Annotated in this window: 15 protein-coding genes; 3 read left to right on the top strand and 12 right to left on the bottom strand. The window is 69.8% G+C overall.

Going from position 1 to position 15,462, the window contains the following annotated elements; translation table 11 throughout:
- Positions 1–50: 50 nt before the first annotated feature.
- From mhpA to ACOKM3_RS06245, 5 genes are read right to left on the bottom strand one after another with little or no spacing between them, the layout of a single operon-like run.
- Positions 51–1,601 carry a bifunctional 3-(3-hydroxy-phenyl)propionate/3-hydroxycinnamic acid hydroxylase MhpA gene (mhpA, locus tag ACOKM3_RS06225; protein WP_426897747.1) on the bottom strand — a complete coding sequence of 517 codons (1,551 nt, stop codon included), beginning with the start codon at positions 1,599–1,601 and terminating at the stop codon, positions 51–53.
- Complete coding sequence (locus ACOKM3_RS06230) at positions 1,598–2,536, bottom strand: NADP-dependent oxidoreductase (RefSeq protein ID WP_426897749.1); 939 nt, start codon at positions 2,534–2,536, stop codon at positions 1,598–1,600. The genes mhpA and ACOKM3_RS06230 overlap by 4 nt, the downstream gene beginning before the upstream one ends.
- 55 nt (positions 2,537–2,591) lie before the next feature.
- Positions 2,592–3,674, bottom strand: a complete 1,083-nt coding sequence (locus ACOKM3_RS06235) for an alpha/beta hydrolase (RefSeq protein WP_426897750.1) — start codon at positions 3,672–3,674, stop codon at positions 2,592–2,594.
- A complete protein-coding gene (locus tag ACOKM3_RS06240; protein ID WP_426897752.1) occupies positions 3,674–4,618 on the bottom strand; it encodes a fumarylacetoacetate hydrolase family protein in 945 nt (314 codons plus the stop codon). The genes ACOKM3_RS06235 and ACOKM3_RS06240 overlap by 1 nt, the downstream gene beginning before the upstream one ends.
- Complete coding sequence (locus tag ACOKM3_RS06245) at positions 4,615–5,193, bottom strand: VOC family protein (protein ID WP_426897754.1); 579 nt, start codon at positions 5,191–5,193, stop codon at positions 4,615–4,617. The genes ACOKM3_RS06240 and ACOKM3_RS06245 overlap by 4 nt, the downstream gene beginning before the upstream one ends.
- A 233-nt stretch (positions 5,194–5,426) precedes the next feature.
- Between ACOKM3_RS06245 and ACOKM3_RS06250 the strand changes: the two genes are divergently transcribed.
- A complete protein-coding gene (locus ACOKM3_RS06250) occupies positions 5,427–6,185 on the top strand; it encodes an IclR family transcriptional regulator (RefSeq protein ID WP_426897756.1) in 759 nt (252 codons plus the stop codon).
- 57 nt (positions 6,186–6,242) lie between these two features.
- Here the strand turns inward: ACOKM3_RS06250 and ACOKM3_RS06255 are convergent, their stop codons facing one another.
- Positions 6,243–6,716 carry a winged helix-turn-helix transcriptional regulator gene (locus ACOKM3_RS06255; protein WP_426897758.1) on the bottom strand — a complete coding sequence of 158 codons (474 nt, stop codon included), beginning with the start codon at positions 6,714–6,716 and terminating at the stop codon, positions 6,243–6,245.
- A 118-nt stretch (positions 6,717–6,834) separates the two neighbouring features.
- On the opposite strand from ACOKM3_RS06255, the gene ACOKM3_RS06260 reads away from it, so the two are divergent.
- Positions 6,835–7,326 (top strand): PaaI family thioesterase, encoded by a 492-nt coding sequence (locus ACOKM3_RS06260; protein ID WP_426897760.1) that lies wholly within the window; start codon positions 6,835–6,837, stop codon positions 7,324–7,326.
- Between the two features lie 82 nt (positions 7,327–7,408).
- Here the strand turns inward: ACOKM3_RS06260 and ACOKM3_RS06265 are convergent, their stop codons facing one another.
- Both ACOKM3_RS06265 and ACOKM3_RS06270 read right to left on the bottom strand, forming a co-directional pair.
- Positions 7,409–8,032, bottom strand: a complete 624-nt coding sequence (locus tag ACOKM3_RS06265) for an NADPH-dependent F420 reductase (protein WP_426897762.1) — start codon at positions 8,030–8,032, stop codon at positions 7,409–7,411.
- Between the two features lie 36 nt (positions 8,033–8,068).
- Entirely contained in the window at positions 8,069–8,803 is a 735-nt protein-coding gene (locus ACOKM3_RS06270) for an SDR family NAD(P)-dependent oxidoreductase (RefSeq protein ID WP_426897764.1), read from the bottom strand.
- A 144-nt stretch (positions 8,804–8,947) separates the two neighbouring features.
- On the opposite strand from ACOKM3_RS06270, the gene ACOKM3_RS06275 reads away from it, so the two are divergent.
- Positions 8,948–9,571, top strand: coding sequence for a TetR/AcrR family transcriptional regulator (locus tag ACOKM3_RS06275; RefSeq protein ID WP_426897766.1), 624 nt, complete (start codon positions 8,948–8,950; stop codon positions 9,569–9,571).
- Between the two features lie 66 nt (positions 9,572–9,637).
- On the opposite strand, the gene ACOKM3_RS06280 is transcribed toward ACOKM3_RS06275, so the two are convergent.
- The 4 genes from ACOKM3_RS06280 to glgB all read right to left on the bottom strand — a co-directional run bounded on the left by ACOKM3_RS06280 (position 9,638) and on the right by glgB (position 15,436).
- Entirely contained in the window at positions 9,638–11,614 is a 1,977-nt protein-coding gene (locus ACOKM3_RS06280) for a GTP-binding protein (protein ID WP_426897768.1), read from the bottom strand.
- Between the two features lie 199 nt (positions 11,615–11,813).
- Positions 11,814–12,158: a hypothetical protein gene (locus tag ACOKM3_RS06285; protein ID WP_426897770.1), complete on the bottom strand. Its 345-nt coding sequence runs from the start codon at positions 12,156–12,158 to the stop codon at positions 11,814–11,816.
- 137 nt (positions 12,159–12,295) lie between these two features.
- Positions 12,296–13,090 carry an alpha/beta fold hydrolase gene (locus ACOKM3_RS06290; protein ID WP_426897772.1) on the bottom strand — a complete coding sequence of 265 codons (795 nt, stop codon included), beginning with the start codon at positions 13,088–13,090 and terminating at the stop codon, positions 12,296–12,298.
- A 108-nt stretch (positions 13,091–13,198) separates the two neighbouring features.
- Positions 13,199–15,436, bottom strand: coding sequence for a 1,4-alpha-glucan branching enzyme (glgB, locus tag ACOKM3_RS06295; protein WP_426897774.1), 2,238 nt, complete (start codon positions 15,434–15,436; stop codon positions 13,199–13,201).
- Positions 15,437–15,462 lie beyond the last annotated feature (26 nt).

Below are 15,462 nucleotides of genomic sequence, written 5' to 3' on the forward strand. Positions count from 1 at the left end.
TCGTGTGGTCCGGGCTGTCGTCGGTCGCCGTGCGGGCAGGTGTCACGCCGCTACACCAGTGACAGGCTCGTGCGAAGCGAGGCGAGCAGATCCACGATCTCGGAGGGTCCGGTAGCAGTGCCGAAGACGTAGAAGTCCGGGCGGACCAGCACGGCCACGCCACCGGCCTCCTTGAGCCAGTCACTCAGCGCCTCGCCCTCCTCCTGGACCCCCTCGGCGCCGAGCAGCACGGAACGCAGCCCGATCGCACGCTCGAGTTCCGCGACGGCCGCGGTCGTCGCCGCGTCCGGTTCGACCAGGCTGAACAGGGTGAACCCGCGGCCGAGCACGTCGTCGGACCGCTCGCTCTTCCCGCTGCTCGTACGCAGAAGGGGCTGTACGGCCAAGTGACCGGCCAGCGGTTGTCCGTCTCGGAAGCCTGCGCCGACAGGCGGCTCGAACGGTGGCGGAAGTTCGGCCGCCGAACGCATCTCCTCACGACGTCGCGCCGCACGAACGGGGTCGGTCTCGCAGACGACGGTCCCTACCCGCACCGACTCTTCGATGTAGTCGACGACTTGTGGTCTTCGCGAGAGCGTGTAGAGGTCAAGGAGCTTCGGGTCGGCGGCGCCGGTCAGCACGAGGTCGAGCATCCAGCCGAGGGTCGCGGCGTCCCGGATGCCGGAGCTCATGCCCTGTCCGAGGAACGGCGGCATGACGTGAGCGGCGTCGCCGGCGAGCAGCACCGCCCCGTGGCGGAACGTATCGGCCACGACGGATCGGAACTGGTAGACGGTCTGCCGGATCAACTCCCCCTCCTGCGGGCCGATCCAGGGCCCGAGCAACTCCCAGACGCGTTCCGGCTTCACCATCTCGGTGGGATCGTCGCCCTCGACGAGCATGAACTCCCAGCGGAAGTACCGCTGAGCCACCCGGCCCATATGGTTCGGCCGCGCGGGGTCGAGCACCTGACCGGTGTCCGGGATGTCCGGGGTGGGGGCGCCGGGCCGCGGCCGGACGTCGACGACCAGCCAGTCGCCCCGGAACCCGAGGTCTTCCGTCGGAATGCCGCAGAGCGTGCGGACCGCGCTGTTGGCGCCGTCCGCCCCGACCACGTAACGAGCCGTGACGACACCGCCGTCCGCCAACGTCACCACCACGTGCTCGGCCTCCTGGCGCAGGTCGACCAGCTCCGCGCCGAAACGGACGTCCACCGTGGATGCCCCGCGGACCGCCGCGTCCAGGGCATCCTCGAGTTCCGGCTGGTAGAAGTGGTACGACGCGTCCCAGCCGGAGGGGGCGGCCCATTCCCTCGGCAGCCGAGAGAGCACGCTTCCGTCGGTATCGAGGAATTCATACACACGAGCCGGTTCGGCGATGCGCCGTACTTCGTCGGCAATGCCCAACGACTGGAAGACACGCATGATTTCGTGATCGAAGTGTCCGGCCCGTGGTGTCTCGTAGCGTCCGACCCGCCGTTCACACACCAGTACGCGGTGCCCCGACGCCCCCAGGAGCGCAGCCAGGGTCTGGCCGACCGGGCCGTACCCGATGATGAGGACGTCCGCGTCCACGGCATCCGGCGTGAGGGTGGATGTGCGAGGGGCATCGGCAGGCTTCATGCGTGCCTGCCCTCGAGGTCCAGCACGACCCGGCCGCGGGTGCGGCTGTCCGCGTGGAGCATCCGCCAGGCGTCGGCGGCCCGCTCCAGGGGGAAGGTGCGATGCACGGGGACGGACAACTTCCCGGACTCGGCGAGCGCGGCCACCTCCGTCAGCTCGTCGGCGTTCGCGCGCGCCCACACCAATTGACCACCCTGTTCGGGAGCGTTGATGTCGGCCACGGAGGCCACCCGCGCAGGATCCTTCAAGACCTTCCGCGAGACGGCCACCGCGTCCCCGCCGTAGAAGTCGAGCGCCGCGTCGACGCCCTCCGGCGCGAGCTCGCGCACCCGGTCGGCCAGCCCTTCTCCGTAGGTGACGGGTGTGGCGCCGAGTTCACGCAGGTAGTCGTGGTTGCGCTCGCTCGCGGTGCCGATGACATGAGCGCCCCGGGTGACCGCGATCTGCACACCGAGCGTGCCGACGCCACCGGAGGCCCCGTGGATCAGGACGGTGTCGCCCTCGCCGATGTCGATGCGTTTGATGGCCTGGTAGGCCGTCAGCCCGTTCAGCGGCAGACACGCCGCATGCGGCCAGTCCCAGGACTCCGGCTTGCGTGCCAGCGTACGGACCGGGGCCGACACGAGTTCGGCGTAAGTGCCGTTCTGCGCCCAGTCCTTGAGGACGAAGCCGATCACCTCGTCGCCGATCTCGAACTCGGTGGCGCCGAAACCGCGGGCCTCGACGACGCCGGCCATCTCGAAGCCCGGTATGAGGGGAAAGTGGGTCACCATGATGCCGTCGAGATTGCCGACGGCGATCTTCTCGTCGGCCGGGTTCACTCCGGCTGCCTTGACCCGAACCAGGAATTCCCCGGGCGCGACCGCCGGCGTCGGCTGTTCCGTGAGCTCCAGGTCGTCCGCGTCGCCGTAGCGCGGGAGTGCGATGGCTTTCATGGTCACCTCAATGTCCTTTCAGATACGGGGAGTTGACTGTGCGTGGTCGCGTGGATCACGCGCGGCCGAGCTGGGCGCGGAACCAGTCACAGACGAACTCCGTGCGCTCGGCCGCGTGGTTGTACATGGTGTGCTCGCCGTCGTCCCAGACCCGCAGGGTGTGATGCGCCGACAGGTCGAGGAACACCTTCTGCTGGTCGAGGGTGACCAGCGGGTCGTTGCCGCCGTGCAGCACGAGCAACGCGGCGTTCGTGCGGTCGACCGCCGGGTCGAGCCACAGGGTGCGGAAGACGGCCGCGGCTTCGTCGTCGGTGTCGACGCCCAGGAGCGCCCGCGATTGTTCGCGCGCGGTCCGGAACGGCAGTGGCTCCGGTTTCGCGGTGGCCCCGTTGACGCAGCACGCGCCGAAGCGGCCGTCGTGCACCGCGGCGCGGGCGGCGAGCAGTCCCCCGAAGCTGTTTCCCCATACCCCGTACGGGCCGTCGTAGCCGGTACGAGCACGTACGGCGTCGAGGGCTGCGCTGAAGGCTCCGTCGACGTGCCCGTCGAGGTGGAGGCCGCCGGTCATGCGCGTATCACCCTGGCCCGGCGCCTCGAGCAGGACGGCGGACAGCCCCCGCCGTGCCAGGGCTTCGGCCTGCCGATGGAAGGCCGGGCCCCAACCGCTCTGCCCGCCGACGATGACCACCGTGGGGCCAGGGCGGGCGCCGGAGCGACGCACGAACCAGGCGGTGCAGTGGCGCTGCCGGAACGGGATCGACAGCCGTTCCACGGACAACTCGGTGTCGAGCCCGGCCGCGGCCTGGTAGGCCAGGGTCAGCCGGACGTAGAGCGCACGTTTGGCCTGGTTGTCGGTGTTGAACGCCATCTGCGCGAAGACCAGGGAGGCCGTTGCCCTGCGGTAGCACGCGACCGCGGTCTCGACATCACCTCGGTCGGCGGCCGCCTCCGCGCGGGTCAACTGCGCCTCGGCCAGGCAAGTCGCGGCCTCGTGCCACGGTTCGGAGACGTCCGCATTGGCCAGGTGGGTGGCGTCCCCGTGGTCCATGCCGTAATCGAGCATGCGGGACATCGGCATGGCACGCAGCAACGCGGCCCGAAGCTTGGCGGGGTCCTGCGCCGATACGGGAGCGTCCATCAGCGCGCGGCTTCGTCGGTGCGGCGGCGCAACGGAATCACCGGCGCCGCCTCGATGACGGTATTGCGCAACTCGCCGAGACCTTCGATCGCCGCGACGACCTCGTCGCCCGACCGCAACCAGGGGTAGGCCGCCGAGCCGTGCGTGCGGGAGAGCTCCATGACGCAGCCGGTGCCGCAGGTGCCGGAGCCGATCACATCACCGGGCCGCACTTCGGCGCCGCGGGACGCATAGGCGATCATTTCGCCGAACGACCAGTGGATGTCCGACCACAGGGCTCGGGAGTAGGGGACGCCGTTGACCGTGCAGGTCATTTCGAGTCGGTGTCCGTTGCCCTCGCGGAAGTCGGCGATCTCGTCCGGGGTCACGAAGTACGGGCCGAGGCTCGTCGCGGTGTCCTTGCCCTTCACCGGCCCCATCGACAGCTTCATCTCGCGCTGCTGAACGTCCCGCCCGCTCCAGTCGTTGAGCACGCAGTAACCGGCGACGGCCTGTTCGGCGTCCCGCGCGGTCAGGTCGCGGCCGCCGCGCCCCATCACCGCGGCGACCTCCAGTTCGAAGTCGAAACGCTCCGCACCCGGCGTCATCGGCACCGGCCCGCAGCCCATCACGGCGTAGGGGTTGGAGAAGTAGAAGACGGGCAGCTCGTACCAGTCGGGGTCCATCTCGAGGCCCCGCCAGGCACGCCCTGCCCGGACATGCTGTTCGAAGGCGTAGAAGTCGCGGACGGTCGGAGGCGTCGCGATCGGTGACAGGGGAACGATGTCCGGCAGGGGCACGGTCGCACCGCGCCGCAGCGCGGCCCGTCCGGCAGCGAGCAACTCGGCGTCGCCCGCCTCGATGAGAGGCAGCAGATCCGCCGGACCGTCGACAACCCGGACCAGGTCACCGTCCACCACGCCGACGCGCGAGGACGTGCCGTCCGCGTAACGAACGAACTTCACCGCCCCACCTCCTTGGCCGTTGCGGCATCGGTCGCCGCCGCTTGTTCGCGCGTCCAGGCGCGGTAGCTCTCCTCGGTGAAGCCCGTCGCGCCGTGGCGCTCGACCGAAGCCCGGATGGCGTCCAGAAGCTCCTCGGGATCGGTCTCGATGTCGATGTGCTCGACGAAGGGCTGTCGTGCCACGAGGCCGGTCCGCCAGTAGACCTCGCACCGATTGCCCTCGGGGTCGTAGAAATAGACGCCGACGGCGTTGCCGTGCGAGACGATCATGTCGAGCCTGACGCCGTGCTCCCGGAAGCGCCGGTGGAAGCCGAGGACGTCCTCGAAGCGTGCGCAGCGGAACGACACCTGCTGGATGAGTCCGATCCCGAGTGGCGCGTCCCGGCCCTCGGCCAGCAGCAGTTCGTGATGTTCGGTGTCCGGCCGGGCGGACAGGAACCAGACGCCGAGCCGTTCGTCATGGTCGGTGACCGTCAGCCCGAGTACGTCGCTGTAGAACGCCAGCTGCCGGCCAACGTCGTGACAGCGCAGGCCCACATGGCCGAGTTCCGCGATGGACGGCGTTGAAGTCGTCACGCCGCTCCTCCTAGAAAGTGTTCTGCAGGGCAGATCATGTTCTGGAAGGTAACTCGGCTCCAGCACCCCGTCAACGGTGATGTGTTCCGTTCAACCGCTGGCGTTCTACTCAGCAGAACACCGAATGAGGCGCGCATCGGTGGCATCGTGGCCACTGCGGCGACTATTCTGGCTGGCGAAATGCAGTTCAATCACCAGAACAGTCGCGGTGACGACGGCGAGATGGAGGGGTCGTGGCAGTGTCGGCCGCCTACCCGGTGGAATCGATCGACAACGCGGCGCGGATCCTGTTGATGCTGGTGGACAAGCCGTCGTTGCGAGTCGCCGACGTGTCCGCCGAGTTGGGGGTGGCCAGGTCGACCGCTCATCGGATGCTGACCACCCTGCAGGCCCGCGATCTGCTCCGCCAGGACGCCCGGACCAAGGGCTACGGTCCTGGGCCCGCGCTGGCCAGGCTCGGCATCGCCGTGATGGGGGCGGTCTCCCTCCGCGACGAGGCGCGTCTCCTGCTGGAAAGGCTCGTCGAAGACACCTCCGAGACCGCGCATCTGCTCGTCCTCGAAGGGACCGAGACCGTCTTCATCGAAGGTGTGGAGAGCCAGCAGGTGATCCGCGCCGGGCTGCGAACCGGGCAGCGGGGCCCGGCGCACGCGTCCGCCGCGGGGAAGGCCCTGCTCGCCGAGCTGTCCCGCGAAGAGTTGCGGCGCCGCTATCCCGGCTCGCGGCTGCGCGGCGGAACCGAGCACGCGGTGAGCACACGCCGGGCGCTCGAGGCCGAGCTCGAAAAGGTGAGGGAGGCCGGCTACGCCACCAACATGGAGGAAAGCGAACAGGACCTCTGCGCCGTGGCCGCCCCGGTACGGAACCGGCAGGGTGTGGCCTGCGGTGCACTGTCCGTGTCCGGCCCGGCGAGGCGGGCCGACGCCAAACTCGCCCTCCTCAGCGACGCCGTCGTCGCCGCCGCCACGGAACTCGGCGCGCGGCTCGGTTAGGGCACAGCCCGAACCATCCGTCCCCACGGTGAGAGTCGCTCACAACGGCCGACCCGCTCACGCCCGTCGGCGCGCCCCCGGCCCCAGTTCGGCGGTGACGTCCCGGGGGGTCAGCGACGTGTGCTCCGCGGTGCACTGGACGGTGACACGGACCGGCGCGCCGCAGTCGGTGTGGCGGACGTCCAGGACCGGTCCCGGGCTCTCCGGGCCGAGGGCGTGGCGCTCCCCCCACTGGCCCAGCGCCATCAGGACGGGCCACAGTTCCCAGCCCTTGCGGGTCAGTCGGTACTCGTTGCGGGAGCGGCGGCCCGGCTCCTGGTAGCGGACGGTCTCCAGGACGCCGACCGCGGTCAGTTTGCGCAGCCGGTCACTGAGGACGGCCTCCGAGAGCCCGATGTGGCGGTGGAAGTCGTCGAAGCGGCGCACCCCGTTGACGGCGTCGCGCAGGATCAGCAGCGTCCACTTCTCCCCCACCACGTCCAGGGCGCGCTGGACCGGGCAGTTCTCCGTGCTCGCCTCAAGCCACTCCATCCCGTCATCGTAGGGCCCTGGCTTCACCGTTGACAGTCAGATGCGGGCGGGGCTAGCTTCAACAAATAAAGTCAGATGACGGGTTGGCCGAGGGCGGCCGGACGGAAGGCGCTGGACTGTGGGACGCACGCGTACGTACAGCTGGGACGACCCCTCGATCCCCGCGCAGTCCGCCCGCGAGATGGCCGGCCTGGACTTCCTGCGCGCGATGCAGGCGGGGAAGATCCCGCGACCGCCCATCGGCCAGACCCTCGACTTCGACCTCGACGAGGTGGAGCACGGCCGGGCGGTCTTCTCCGTGCTGCCGGGCGAAGAGCACTACAACCCGATCGGCAGCGTGCACGGGGGCGTGTTCGCCACCCTGCTCGACTCGGCGGCGGGCTGCGCCGTCCAGTCCACGCTGCCGCAGGGGATGGCGTACACGTCGCTCGATCTGACCGTGAAGTTCCTGCGGCCGATCACCGCGGAGACGGGCCGGGTTCGCGCCATCGGCACGGTGGTCAACGGCGGGCGCCGCACCGCCCTCGCCCAGGCCCAGCTGGTCGACGCGGACGACCGACTGCTCGCCCACGCCACCAGCAGCTGCCTGCTCTTCCCGGTACCCGAGTAGCACCGGAGCCCCGCGAGCCCAACACACGGAGACGCGGCTGGAGTTGACGCTGCCGGCCGCCGGATCCGTCGACTCCGTCGGCTCAGACGGGGAGTTCGGTGACGCCGAGGGCGAAGTCCAGGTTCCCCACCCCGTGGTTGGCGAGGCCCACCGTGACCACGCCCGCACCTTCGAGCCAGTGCGCCATTTTGAGGCCGCCGACGTCCAGCGGGCGCATGCCGAGGCTCTCGATGAACGCCGCCACGCTTCCCTTGGCCTGCGTACTGTCGCCGGCGATGAAGACGTCGGACCGCCCCTTCTCCAGGACATGGCGGAAGACGGTGTTGAACGCCTTCACCACGCCGGCGCCGGCCGGTGCCACCTTGGCGACCTCCTGCGCGATCGAGGTCTCCTCGTGGTGGGCCAGCCCGTCGAACGTGGAGTTGAACGGGTTGCTGATGTCGACGATGACCTTGCCGGCGAGAGCTTCCCCGTACTTGGCGACGACCGGCACGACGCCGTCGTACAGCAGGGCCACGATGACGATGTCGCCGGCCGGGGCGGTGCCCCATTCCCCCGTCGTGGCGCCGCCGCCGAGCGCCTTGGCCAGGTCGGCGGCCTTGGACTGATCGCGGCCCATGACCTCGACGGTGTTGCCGCCCGCGATCGCCCGCGCTCCGATGGTGCGGGCCATGTTCCCGGTGCCGATGATGCTGATGCTGCTCATGAGGTGTCCTGCCCTGGTTGTCGGGTGGTGTGCGGTTCAGAGGGCGGTGGTGCCGCCGTCGGCGACGAGCTCCATGCCGTTGACGTAGCTGGAGTCGTCGGAGGCGAGGAAGAGGGCGGCCGCGGCGATTTCGTCGGGGCGGCCCATCTGGCCTCGGGGGATGAGGGACTCGAACTGGCGCATGGTGGCCTCGTCGAAGAGTTCTTCCTGCTTGGCGGTGGCGACCTGGCCAGGGGTCAGGACGTTGACGCGGATGCGGCGGTCCTTGAGCTCGTTGAGCCAGACGCGCGCCCATGCCTGCTGGACGGCCTTGCTGCCGGCGTAGACGCTCCAGCCGGGGAAGGCGCCGAGGGAGGCGTTGGAGCCGGTCATGAGGATGGAGCCGCCGTCATTGAAGAGCGGGAGGGCCTTCTGGACGGTGAACAGGGTGCCGCGGGCGTTGAGCCCGAACCAGGTGTCGAACTGGGCCTCGGTGATCTCGCCGAGCGGGGCGGGCTCGCCCCCGCCCGCGCTGGCCCACAGCACGTCGACGCTTCCCTTCTCCCGCTTGACGGTGTCGTACAGGCGGTCCAGGTCGTCCAGGTTCGCGGCGTCGCCCTGGACGCCGGTGACGTTGCGACCGATCTGCCGCACGGCCTCGTCCAGCGCTTCCTGGCGGCGGCCGGTGATGAAGACGTACGCCCCCTCGTCGACGAAGAGCTTCGCGCCGGCCAGTGCCATGCCGGTGGTGCCGCCGGTGATGACCGCGACCTTGCCGTCGAGCTTTCCCATGGTCGTTCCCTTGCGTCGGTAATGCCGTGTGTACCTGGGTCGACGGCGTTAAGTACACCGTCCTGTGTGCTTACCGTACGGGGTGGGTCGCCGACGCGCAATCTATGTACACCGGTCGTTACCCATCTCGGGTACCATGGGGCCATGACGGAGACGGAGACGGAACGGGAAAAGGGCCCCACGGGCCGCCGCCGCGGCCGGGGCGCCCGCGAGCGCATCATCAGCGCGTCCCAGCGGCTGTTCCGCGAGCAGGGCATCAACCGCACCGGCATGAACGAGCTCTGCGCGGCCGCCGAGGTGTCCAAGCGCACGGCCTACCAGCACTTCTCCGGCAAGGACGAACTCGTCGCCGAGTACCTGCGCCGGTTCGACCCCTCCGTCCTGTCCGGCGTGTTCGACCGCACGGACCTCACGCCCCGCGAACGGCTGCTCGCCGCCTTCGACGTCTCCCCCGACACACCTCTGTGCCCCTACATCGCGGCGGCCGTCGAACTGCACGACCCCGAGCACCCCGCGTCCCAGTACGCGCGCGACTACAAGAGGGCCGTCGCCGCGCGGCTCGCGGACACCGCCCGCGAAGCCGGCGCCTCCGACCCCGAGCAGCTCGGCGAGCAGCTCGCGCTGCTGATCGACGGCGCCGCGGCCCGCACCCGGGTTCTCGACGCCGACGCCTTCCCCACCGCCGCCGCCATCGCCGCCGTCCTCATCGACAACGCCGTCCCCGCCGCGGCCGGCGAGGGCCGGCGACGCGAGGACGTGTCGAGCTGACTCCGTGCTGTGCGGCCTGCCCGGAGGCGCTGCCCGCCGCACAACCGCACCCGCCGCTACGCGAGATCAGCCGCCCGGCATGGTTCGTACGGGCCGGTAGTGGTCGTGGGTGGAATCGAGGACGCCCTCGCCATGCGCCGCGCCGTGCAAGCCTCCGCGTACCGCGTTCACCTCCGCCTTCCGAAGGGTTCCAGTGATCACGGCGAGGGGTCCGGTGGTCCGGTGGGCATCGGGGACGGCACCGTGGCGGGCCAGCAGGGCAAGCACCGAGGACAGGTCCTGCATTGGTGCCTCCAGTACGAACCGGTCGATGGGTTCGCAGACAGTCGTCCCGGCCCGTTCGAGGGCCTGGCGTACCACCAGGCCGGTGGTGCGCCTGACGTCTGCGGCCTGGGGCGCCGGCGGCTGATAGCCGCTGTCGGTGACCGTGATCCGCGCGTCGGTCACCCGCCAGCCGTGCGGGCCCACGGCCAACGGTTCGTGGAGGTAGTCCAGCAGCACCGCCCGGTATCCGTCGACGTTGCCGTACACGTGCAGGGGCAGCGTGGACCGGTCGGCGGCGATGGCGAGTTCGACTCCGGTGCCGGGGGCGGCCGGCTCGACGGTCACTGCGAGCGTGTAGTCGTACAGGTGGCCGGGGGTACCCCGATTCAGCGCGGCGCTGCCGGTCCCGGAGGGTCGTTCGATGCAGACCACGCCGGTGTCGCGGAAGTCGACGTCGATGCCGTATTCGACTGCCAGCGTGTCGGCCAGCACCTCCTGTTGCACCTCGCCGTAGATCCTGATCCGCGCGGCACCGCGCTCGGGACGCAGGCCGATCAGCGGGTCGATGTCGGCGAGTTCGGACAGGGCCCGGTGCAACTCGCCCTGCCGGGACGGGTCGTGGGCGACCACCCTGGTCTCGAAGCCCGGTGCCGGCAACGCTGCCGCCGCCGCGGTGGCGGACGGGCGGCAACCGATCCAGTCCCCGATCCGGGCACCGTCCAGGCCCCGCACGCGGGCGATCTCACCGGCCGTCGCACGGTCGCACCGCATGGCACCGCCGGGCTTGAAGACCTCAAGGGCTGTCACCGTCGCCGACCGGTCACCGCCGAGCGACACCCGATCGCGGACGCCGAGCGTTCCGGCACGCATCCGCACCGTGCAGACCCGCTGCCCTCCCGACCGTTCGACCTTGAACACCTGTGCCACCGCTGGTGTGTCGTCGCCACCGGTCGCCACGGGAAGCGCCACGGGGAGCAGATCGATGACGGACTCGATCAGGGGACGGACGCCCGCACCGGTCCTGGCCGAACCGAACAGAACCGGGTGGACACCACCGGCACGGGTCAGCGCGCCAAGGGCTGCACGCAGCCGTTGCGGTCCGATGGATCGGCCCCGGGCGAGCCAGTCCTCAAGTAGACCCTCGTCATGGTCCGCGATCAATTCAGTCAGATGCTCTGACTCGACCGGGTCGTCCCACGCGCACGGTGCCGCCTCGGACGCGGCCGTGCCCGGGTCGTGCACGTGACCGAGCGGTACGAGTGCCGGACTCAGGCGGCTCCGGATTCCCTCAAGGACCCGCTCGGGCGCCGCGCCGGATCTGTCGATCTTGTTGACGAAGAAGACCACGGGGATACCGAGGCGGCGCAACGCCCGGTACAGCACGATGGTTTGAGCCTGCACACCCTCCACGGCGGACAACACCAGGACGGCGCCGTCGAGGACCGCCAGCGAGCGGTCGACCTCGGCGATGAAGTCGGGGTGGCCCGGAGTGTCGACGAGGTTGACGGTGACGTCGTCGATCGCGAACGCCGCGACGGAGGACCGGATCGTGATGCCCCGTTGCCGCTCCAGGGACAGGGTGTCGGTCTGGGTCGTGCCGTCATCCACCCGGCCGACCTGTTCGATGGCACCGCCGACGTGCAGCAGCGCCTCGGTCAGACTGGTCTTGCCGGCATCGACGTGGGCCACCACGCCCAGATTGAGCTGCCGGGCGCTGGGCGCCGGGCCGGCAGTAGTGGTGTCATGGCGTGCGGGGGCGGGAGAGTTCGGACGGTTCATGGCTCCTCGTGTGCGGGTCGGCGGCGACGGCGGGGCACACGAGTTGGCGCATGATGAAGTCCGTTTCTCTCGGTCGATCAGGGATCGACGGGTCAGGGGCGATGTTCCAAGCGGCATCCGGCGCTGTCAACGCAATTCCGTGCGGGTCCGGCCGGGTTGCAACGGATGAAGCAACAGATGCGGTACTTGTCGGCGCCGACTACCGGTTGCGTCGGTCGTACCTGGTCTTGGCCAGGCGTCGGCAGACTCCGCTGCCGACCGCCACGCAGAAACTGATCAGCGTGGCCGTGCCCCAACGCGCGTCGTTCATGACGCAGCCATAGGCCGCGATGCAGGAACACAGCGTCATGAAGAACGTGATCGAGCAGAGCATTCCCAGCGGGACCAGGTACCACCCCGGCTTGCCTTCGCTCGCGGCGCCTGCGGGCTGAACGCGATCGAACGGGCCCCCAGCCTCCACGTCAGCGGCGATGCCCTGGACGATGGCGGCGAACTGCCGATCGATGTCCGCGCTTGAGGGTTCTTCCCTACGGTCCTCGCTCACGGTGAACCCCGTTTCGCTGGCCGGCGCCGACTCTCCCGATCCTCCCGTGGCGGCCACGCCTCGTCAACGCCCGCCGCACGAGGGGTGGTTGGGGTGCACCGGAGCCTGCGATCGAGGCCGGCGGCTGCGGACCCGCGTCAGACCGTGGCGAGGAAGCCGCGGGCCGCGGCCGCGAAGGCGGTCGGGTCGTTGGCGTATACGAAGTGGTCGGTCTCCAGCTCGACGAGGCGGGTGCCGGGGCGTCGGGTGACCATCCGTTCCGCCTGGTCCGCCGGCAGCACGCCGCCCTTGGCGCCGCGAACGAGCAGCGCCGGGCAGGTGGAGCCGGTCCAGTCGGCCCAGTGGTCGCCGTGCACCTGGTCCTCGGAGTCGTAGATGTCCTGGGGGTGGAAGTGCAGGCCCCAGGTGCCGTCCGGCCGCTCGCGGACGGCCGACTCGAAGTGCGGTGCGAACGGGCCGAGTTGCCCGACGAACGTCTCCCGGTCGGGGGCGCTGCCCTGCGGCAGGTTCAGGACGAACGCCAGCGGATTGCCGCCGTCCAGGCCGAGTTCGGCGCATCCCTCGACGTTGATCAGTGCGGTGACGCGCTCGGGGTGGCGGGCCGCGAACTGGTAGGCGTTGATCGCGCCGAGCGAGTGGCCGAGGAGGGCCGCCCGGTCCAGATCGAGGTGACCCATGAGGGCTTTCAGGTCGGCGAGGTAGCCCTCCCGGCCGTAGTCGGCCGCGCGGTCGCTCTCGCCGTGGCCGCGCTGGTCGGGGGCTATGACCCGCCACTCCGGGGCGAGCGTGGCGGCGAGCCCGGCGTACGACAGGCCCTCGGACATGTGCCCGTGCAGCGCGAGGAGCGGGCGGCCGGGGCCGCCGAAGTCCACGTAGGAAAGGGTGCGGCCGTCGATGGTGAGCGCGGAGCGCTTGGCGATGTCGGTGTTCATGGCGTCACCGTAGACCAGATCTATACGGGCGTACAAGACGTTTGTTTAGTACGTTTGTTTAAGACGTCCGTATGGATCTCGGGAACCAGCACGCGCAGGCCTTCGGCGTCAGCTCGGCGTCAGCCACAAAGTGGACAGCGGCGGGAGGCACACCTCCAGCGAAGCCGGCAGGCCGTGGCAGGCGGTCGGCTCCTCAGTCAGTGAGGCGCCGTTGGCAACCCCGCTGCCGCCGTACCGCTTCGCATCGGTGTTGATGGCTTCCCGCCACACGCCGGAGGTCGTCCGCGGGACACCGAGTCGGACGCCCTCCCGTACCACGGGCGAAAAATTGCAGACCGCCAGCAGAGGACTGCCGTCGGCCGCGTGACGCAGGAACGCAAGCACGTTGTCGTCCGCGTCGTCGGCGATGACCCAACGGAAGCCCGCCGGGTCGGAGTCCCTCTCCCAGAGCGCGGGGAGGTCCGTGTAGCGCCGGTTGAGGTCCCGGATCAGGCGTTGCACTCCCAGATGGTCCTCTCTGCCGGCATGGCCTTCTTCGATGAGGTGCCAGTCCAGGCCGTGCGTCTCGGACCATTCGGCGCCCTGGGCGAACTCCTGGCCCATGAAGAGGAGTTGCTTGCCGGGGTGGGCCCACATGAAGCCCAGGTAGGCGCGCTGGTTGGCGCGTTGCTGCCACCAGTCGCCGGGCATCTTGGAGACCAGGGACTTCTTGCCGTGCACGACCTCGTCGTGGGAGATGGGCAGCACGTAGTTCTCGCTGTAGGCGTACACCATCGAGAACGTCATCTCGTTGTGGTGGAACTTGCGGTGCACCGGCTCGTGGCTCATGTAGTCCAGCGAGTCGTGCATCCAGCCCATGTTCCACTTCAGCCCGAAACCGAGGCCACCGAAGCCCCCCGGGCCGATGTGGTGGGTGGCGCGGGTGACGCCGTCCCAGGCCGTCGACTCCTCGGCGATCGTGACGACGCCCGGCACCTCGCGGTAGAGGGTGGCGTTCATCTCCTGGAGGAAGGCGACGGCGTCGAGGTTCTCGCGGCCGCCGAACTGGTTCGGCGTCCACTGGCCCTCCTCGCGCGAGTAGTCGAGGTAGAGCATCGAGGCGACCGCGTCGACCCGCAGGCCGTCGATGTGGAACTCCTGGCACCAGTACAGGGCGTTCGCCACCAGGAAGTTGCGGACTTCCTTGCGGCCGTAGTCGAATTCGAGGGTGCCCCAGTCGGGGTGCGCGGCGCGCAATGGGTCCTCGTGTTCGTAGAGCGTGCGGCCGTCGAATTCCGCCAGTGCCCAGTCGTCGCGCGGGAAGTGGGCGGGGACCCAGTCCATCAGGACGCCGATGCCTGCCTGGTGAAGCTGGTCGATCAGGTGCTTGAAGTCGTCGGGGCTGCCCAGGCGGGCCGTCGGCGCGTAGAAGCCGGTGACCTGGTAGCCCCAGGAGCCCCCGAACGGGTGCTCGGCCACGGGCAGGAGTTCGACGTGAGTGAAGCCCAAGTCCTGGACATAGACGGGGAGTTGGTCGGCGAGCTGGCGGTAGGTGAGGCCCGGGCGCCAGGACGGCAGGTGCACCTCGTAGACGGAGAACGGGGCTTCGTGGACGGGACGGGCCGTGCGCTGTTCCAGCCAGGCCTCGTCACCCCACGTGTAGTGGGAGACATCGATGATCGACGCGGTCGCCGGCGGCTTCTCGGTGCGGCGCGCCATGGGGTCCGCGTGCTGTCGGGGCGAGACGTCAGGGCCGATGATCTCGAACTTGTACAGCTCACCCTCGCCGACGCCAGGCACGAACAGCTCCCACACCCCCGAGCGCCCCAGCGAGCGCATGGGTGTCGAGGTGCCGTTCCAGCAATTGAAGTCACCGACCATGCGGACACCGCGCGCGTCGGGGGCCCACACGGCGAAGCGGGTTCCTCGCACGCCTTGGTGTTCCATGACATGGGCGCCCAGCGCCGTCCACAGCTTCTCGTGGCGGCCCTCGCCGATGAGATGCAGGTCCAACTCCCCCAGGGACGGCAGGAATCGGTAGGGGTCCTCCATCTCGACGACGCCTTCGGCGGTGGTCACCCGCAGCCGGTAGTCACTGACAGTGGCGCTCGGGAGTTCACCTTCGAAAAGGCCGTCGCCCGTGTCCGGCAGCCCCCATGACGTGTCACCTGCCAGCACCACCACATCGAGGGCGTACGGGAGGAGGCAGCGGACGATCACGCCTCCCGGCACCGGGTGTGCTCCGAGCACCGCATGCGGGTCGTGGTGGGTTCCGCTCAGCAGTGCCGTACGCGTACCTCCGTCGACGCCCGGTCCCGGCCTGGCGCGTCGGTGCAGGAGCGGATCGGCAGTGGTGTCGGCGGTCATGGTCGGCTCCTTCGGAAGGCGGTGGG

It is taken from the genome of Streptomyces nidicola (assembly GCF_050106155.1).
Classification (GTDB): domain Bacteria; phylum Actinomycetota; class Actinomycetes; order Streptomycetales; family Streptomycetaceae; genus Streptomyces.

What these genes read in the sequence shown, in the direction of transcription:
- ACOKM3_RS06290 (WP_426897772.1), bottom strand. Translation starts at nt 13,090, where the DNA reads ATGAACACCGACATCGCCAAGCGCTCCGCGCTCACCATCGACGGCCGC.
- ACOKM3_RS06280 (WP_426897768.1), bottom strand. Translation starts at nt 11,614, where the DNA reads ATGAACCGTCCGAACTCTCCCGCCCCCGCACGCCATGACACCACTACT.
- ACOKM3_RS06275 (WP_426897766.1), top strand. Translation starts at nt 8,948, where the DNA reads ATGACGGAGACGGAGACGGAACGGGAAAAGGGCCCCACGGGCCGCCGC.
- mhpA (WP_426897747.1), bottom strand. Translation starts at nt 1,601, where the DNA reads ATGAAGCCTGCCGATGCCCCTCGCACATCCACCCTCACGCCGGATGCC.
- ACOKM3_RS06235 (WP_426897750.1), bottom strand. Translation starts at nt 3,674, where the DNA reads ATGGACGCTCCCGTATCGGCGCAGGACCCCGCCAAGCTTCGGGCCGCG.
- ACOKM3_RS06255 (WP_426897758.1), bottom strand. Translation starts at nt 6,716, where the DNA reads ATGGAGTGGCTTGAGGCGAGCACGGAGAACTGCCCGGTCCAGCGCGCC.
- glgB (WP_426897774.1), bottom strand. Translation starts at nt 15,436, where the DNA reads ATGACCGCCGACACCACTGCCGATCCGCTCCTGCACCGACGCGCCAGG.
- ACOKM3_RS06265 (WP_426897762.1), bottom strand. Translation starts at nt 8,032, where the DNA reads ATGAGCAGCATCAGCATCATCGGCACCGGGAACATGGCCCGCACCATC.
- ACOKM3_RS06270 (WP_426897764.1), bottom strand. Translation starts at nt 8,803, where the DNA reads ATGGGAAAGCTCGACGGCAAGGTCGCGGTCATCACCGGCGGCACCACC.
- ACOKM3_RS06230 (WP_426897749.1), bottom strand. Translation starts at nt 2,536, where the DNA reads ATGAAAGCCATCGCACTCCCGCGCTACGGCGACGCGGACGACCTGGAG.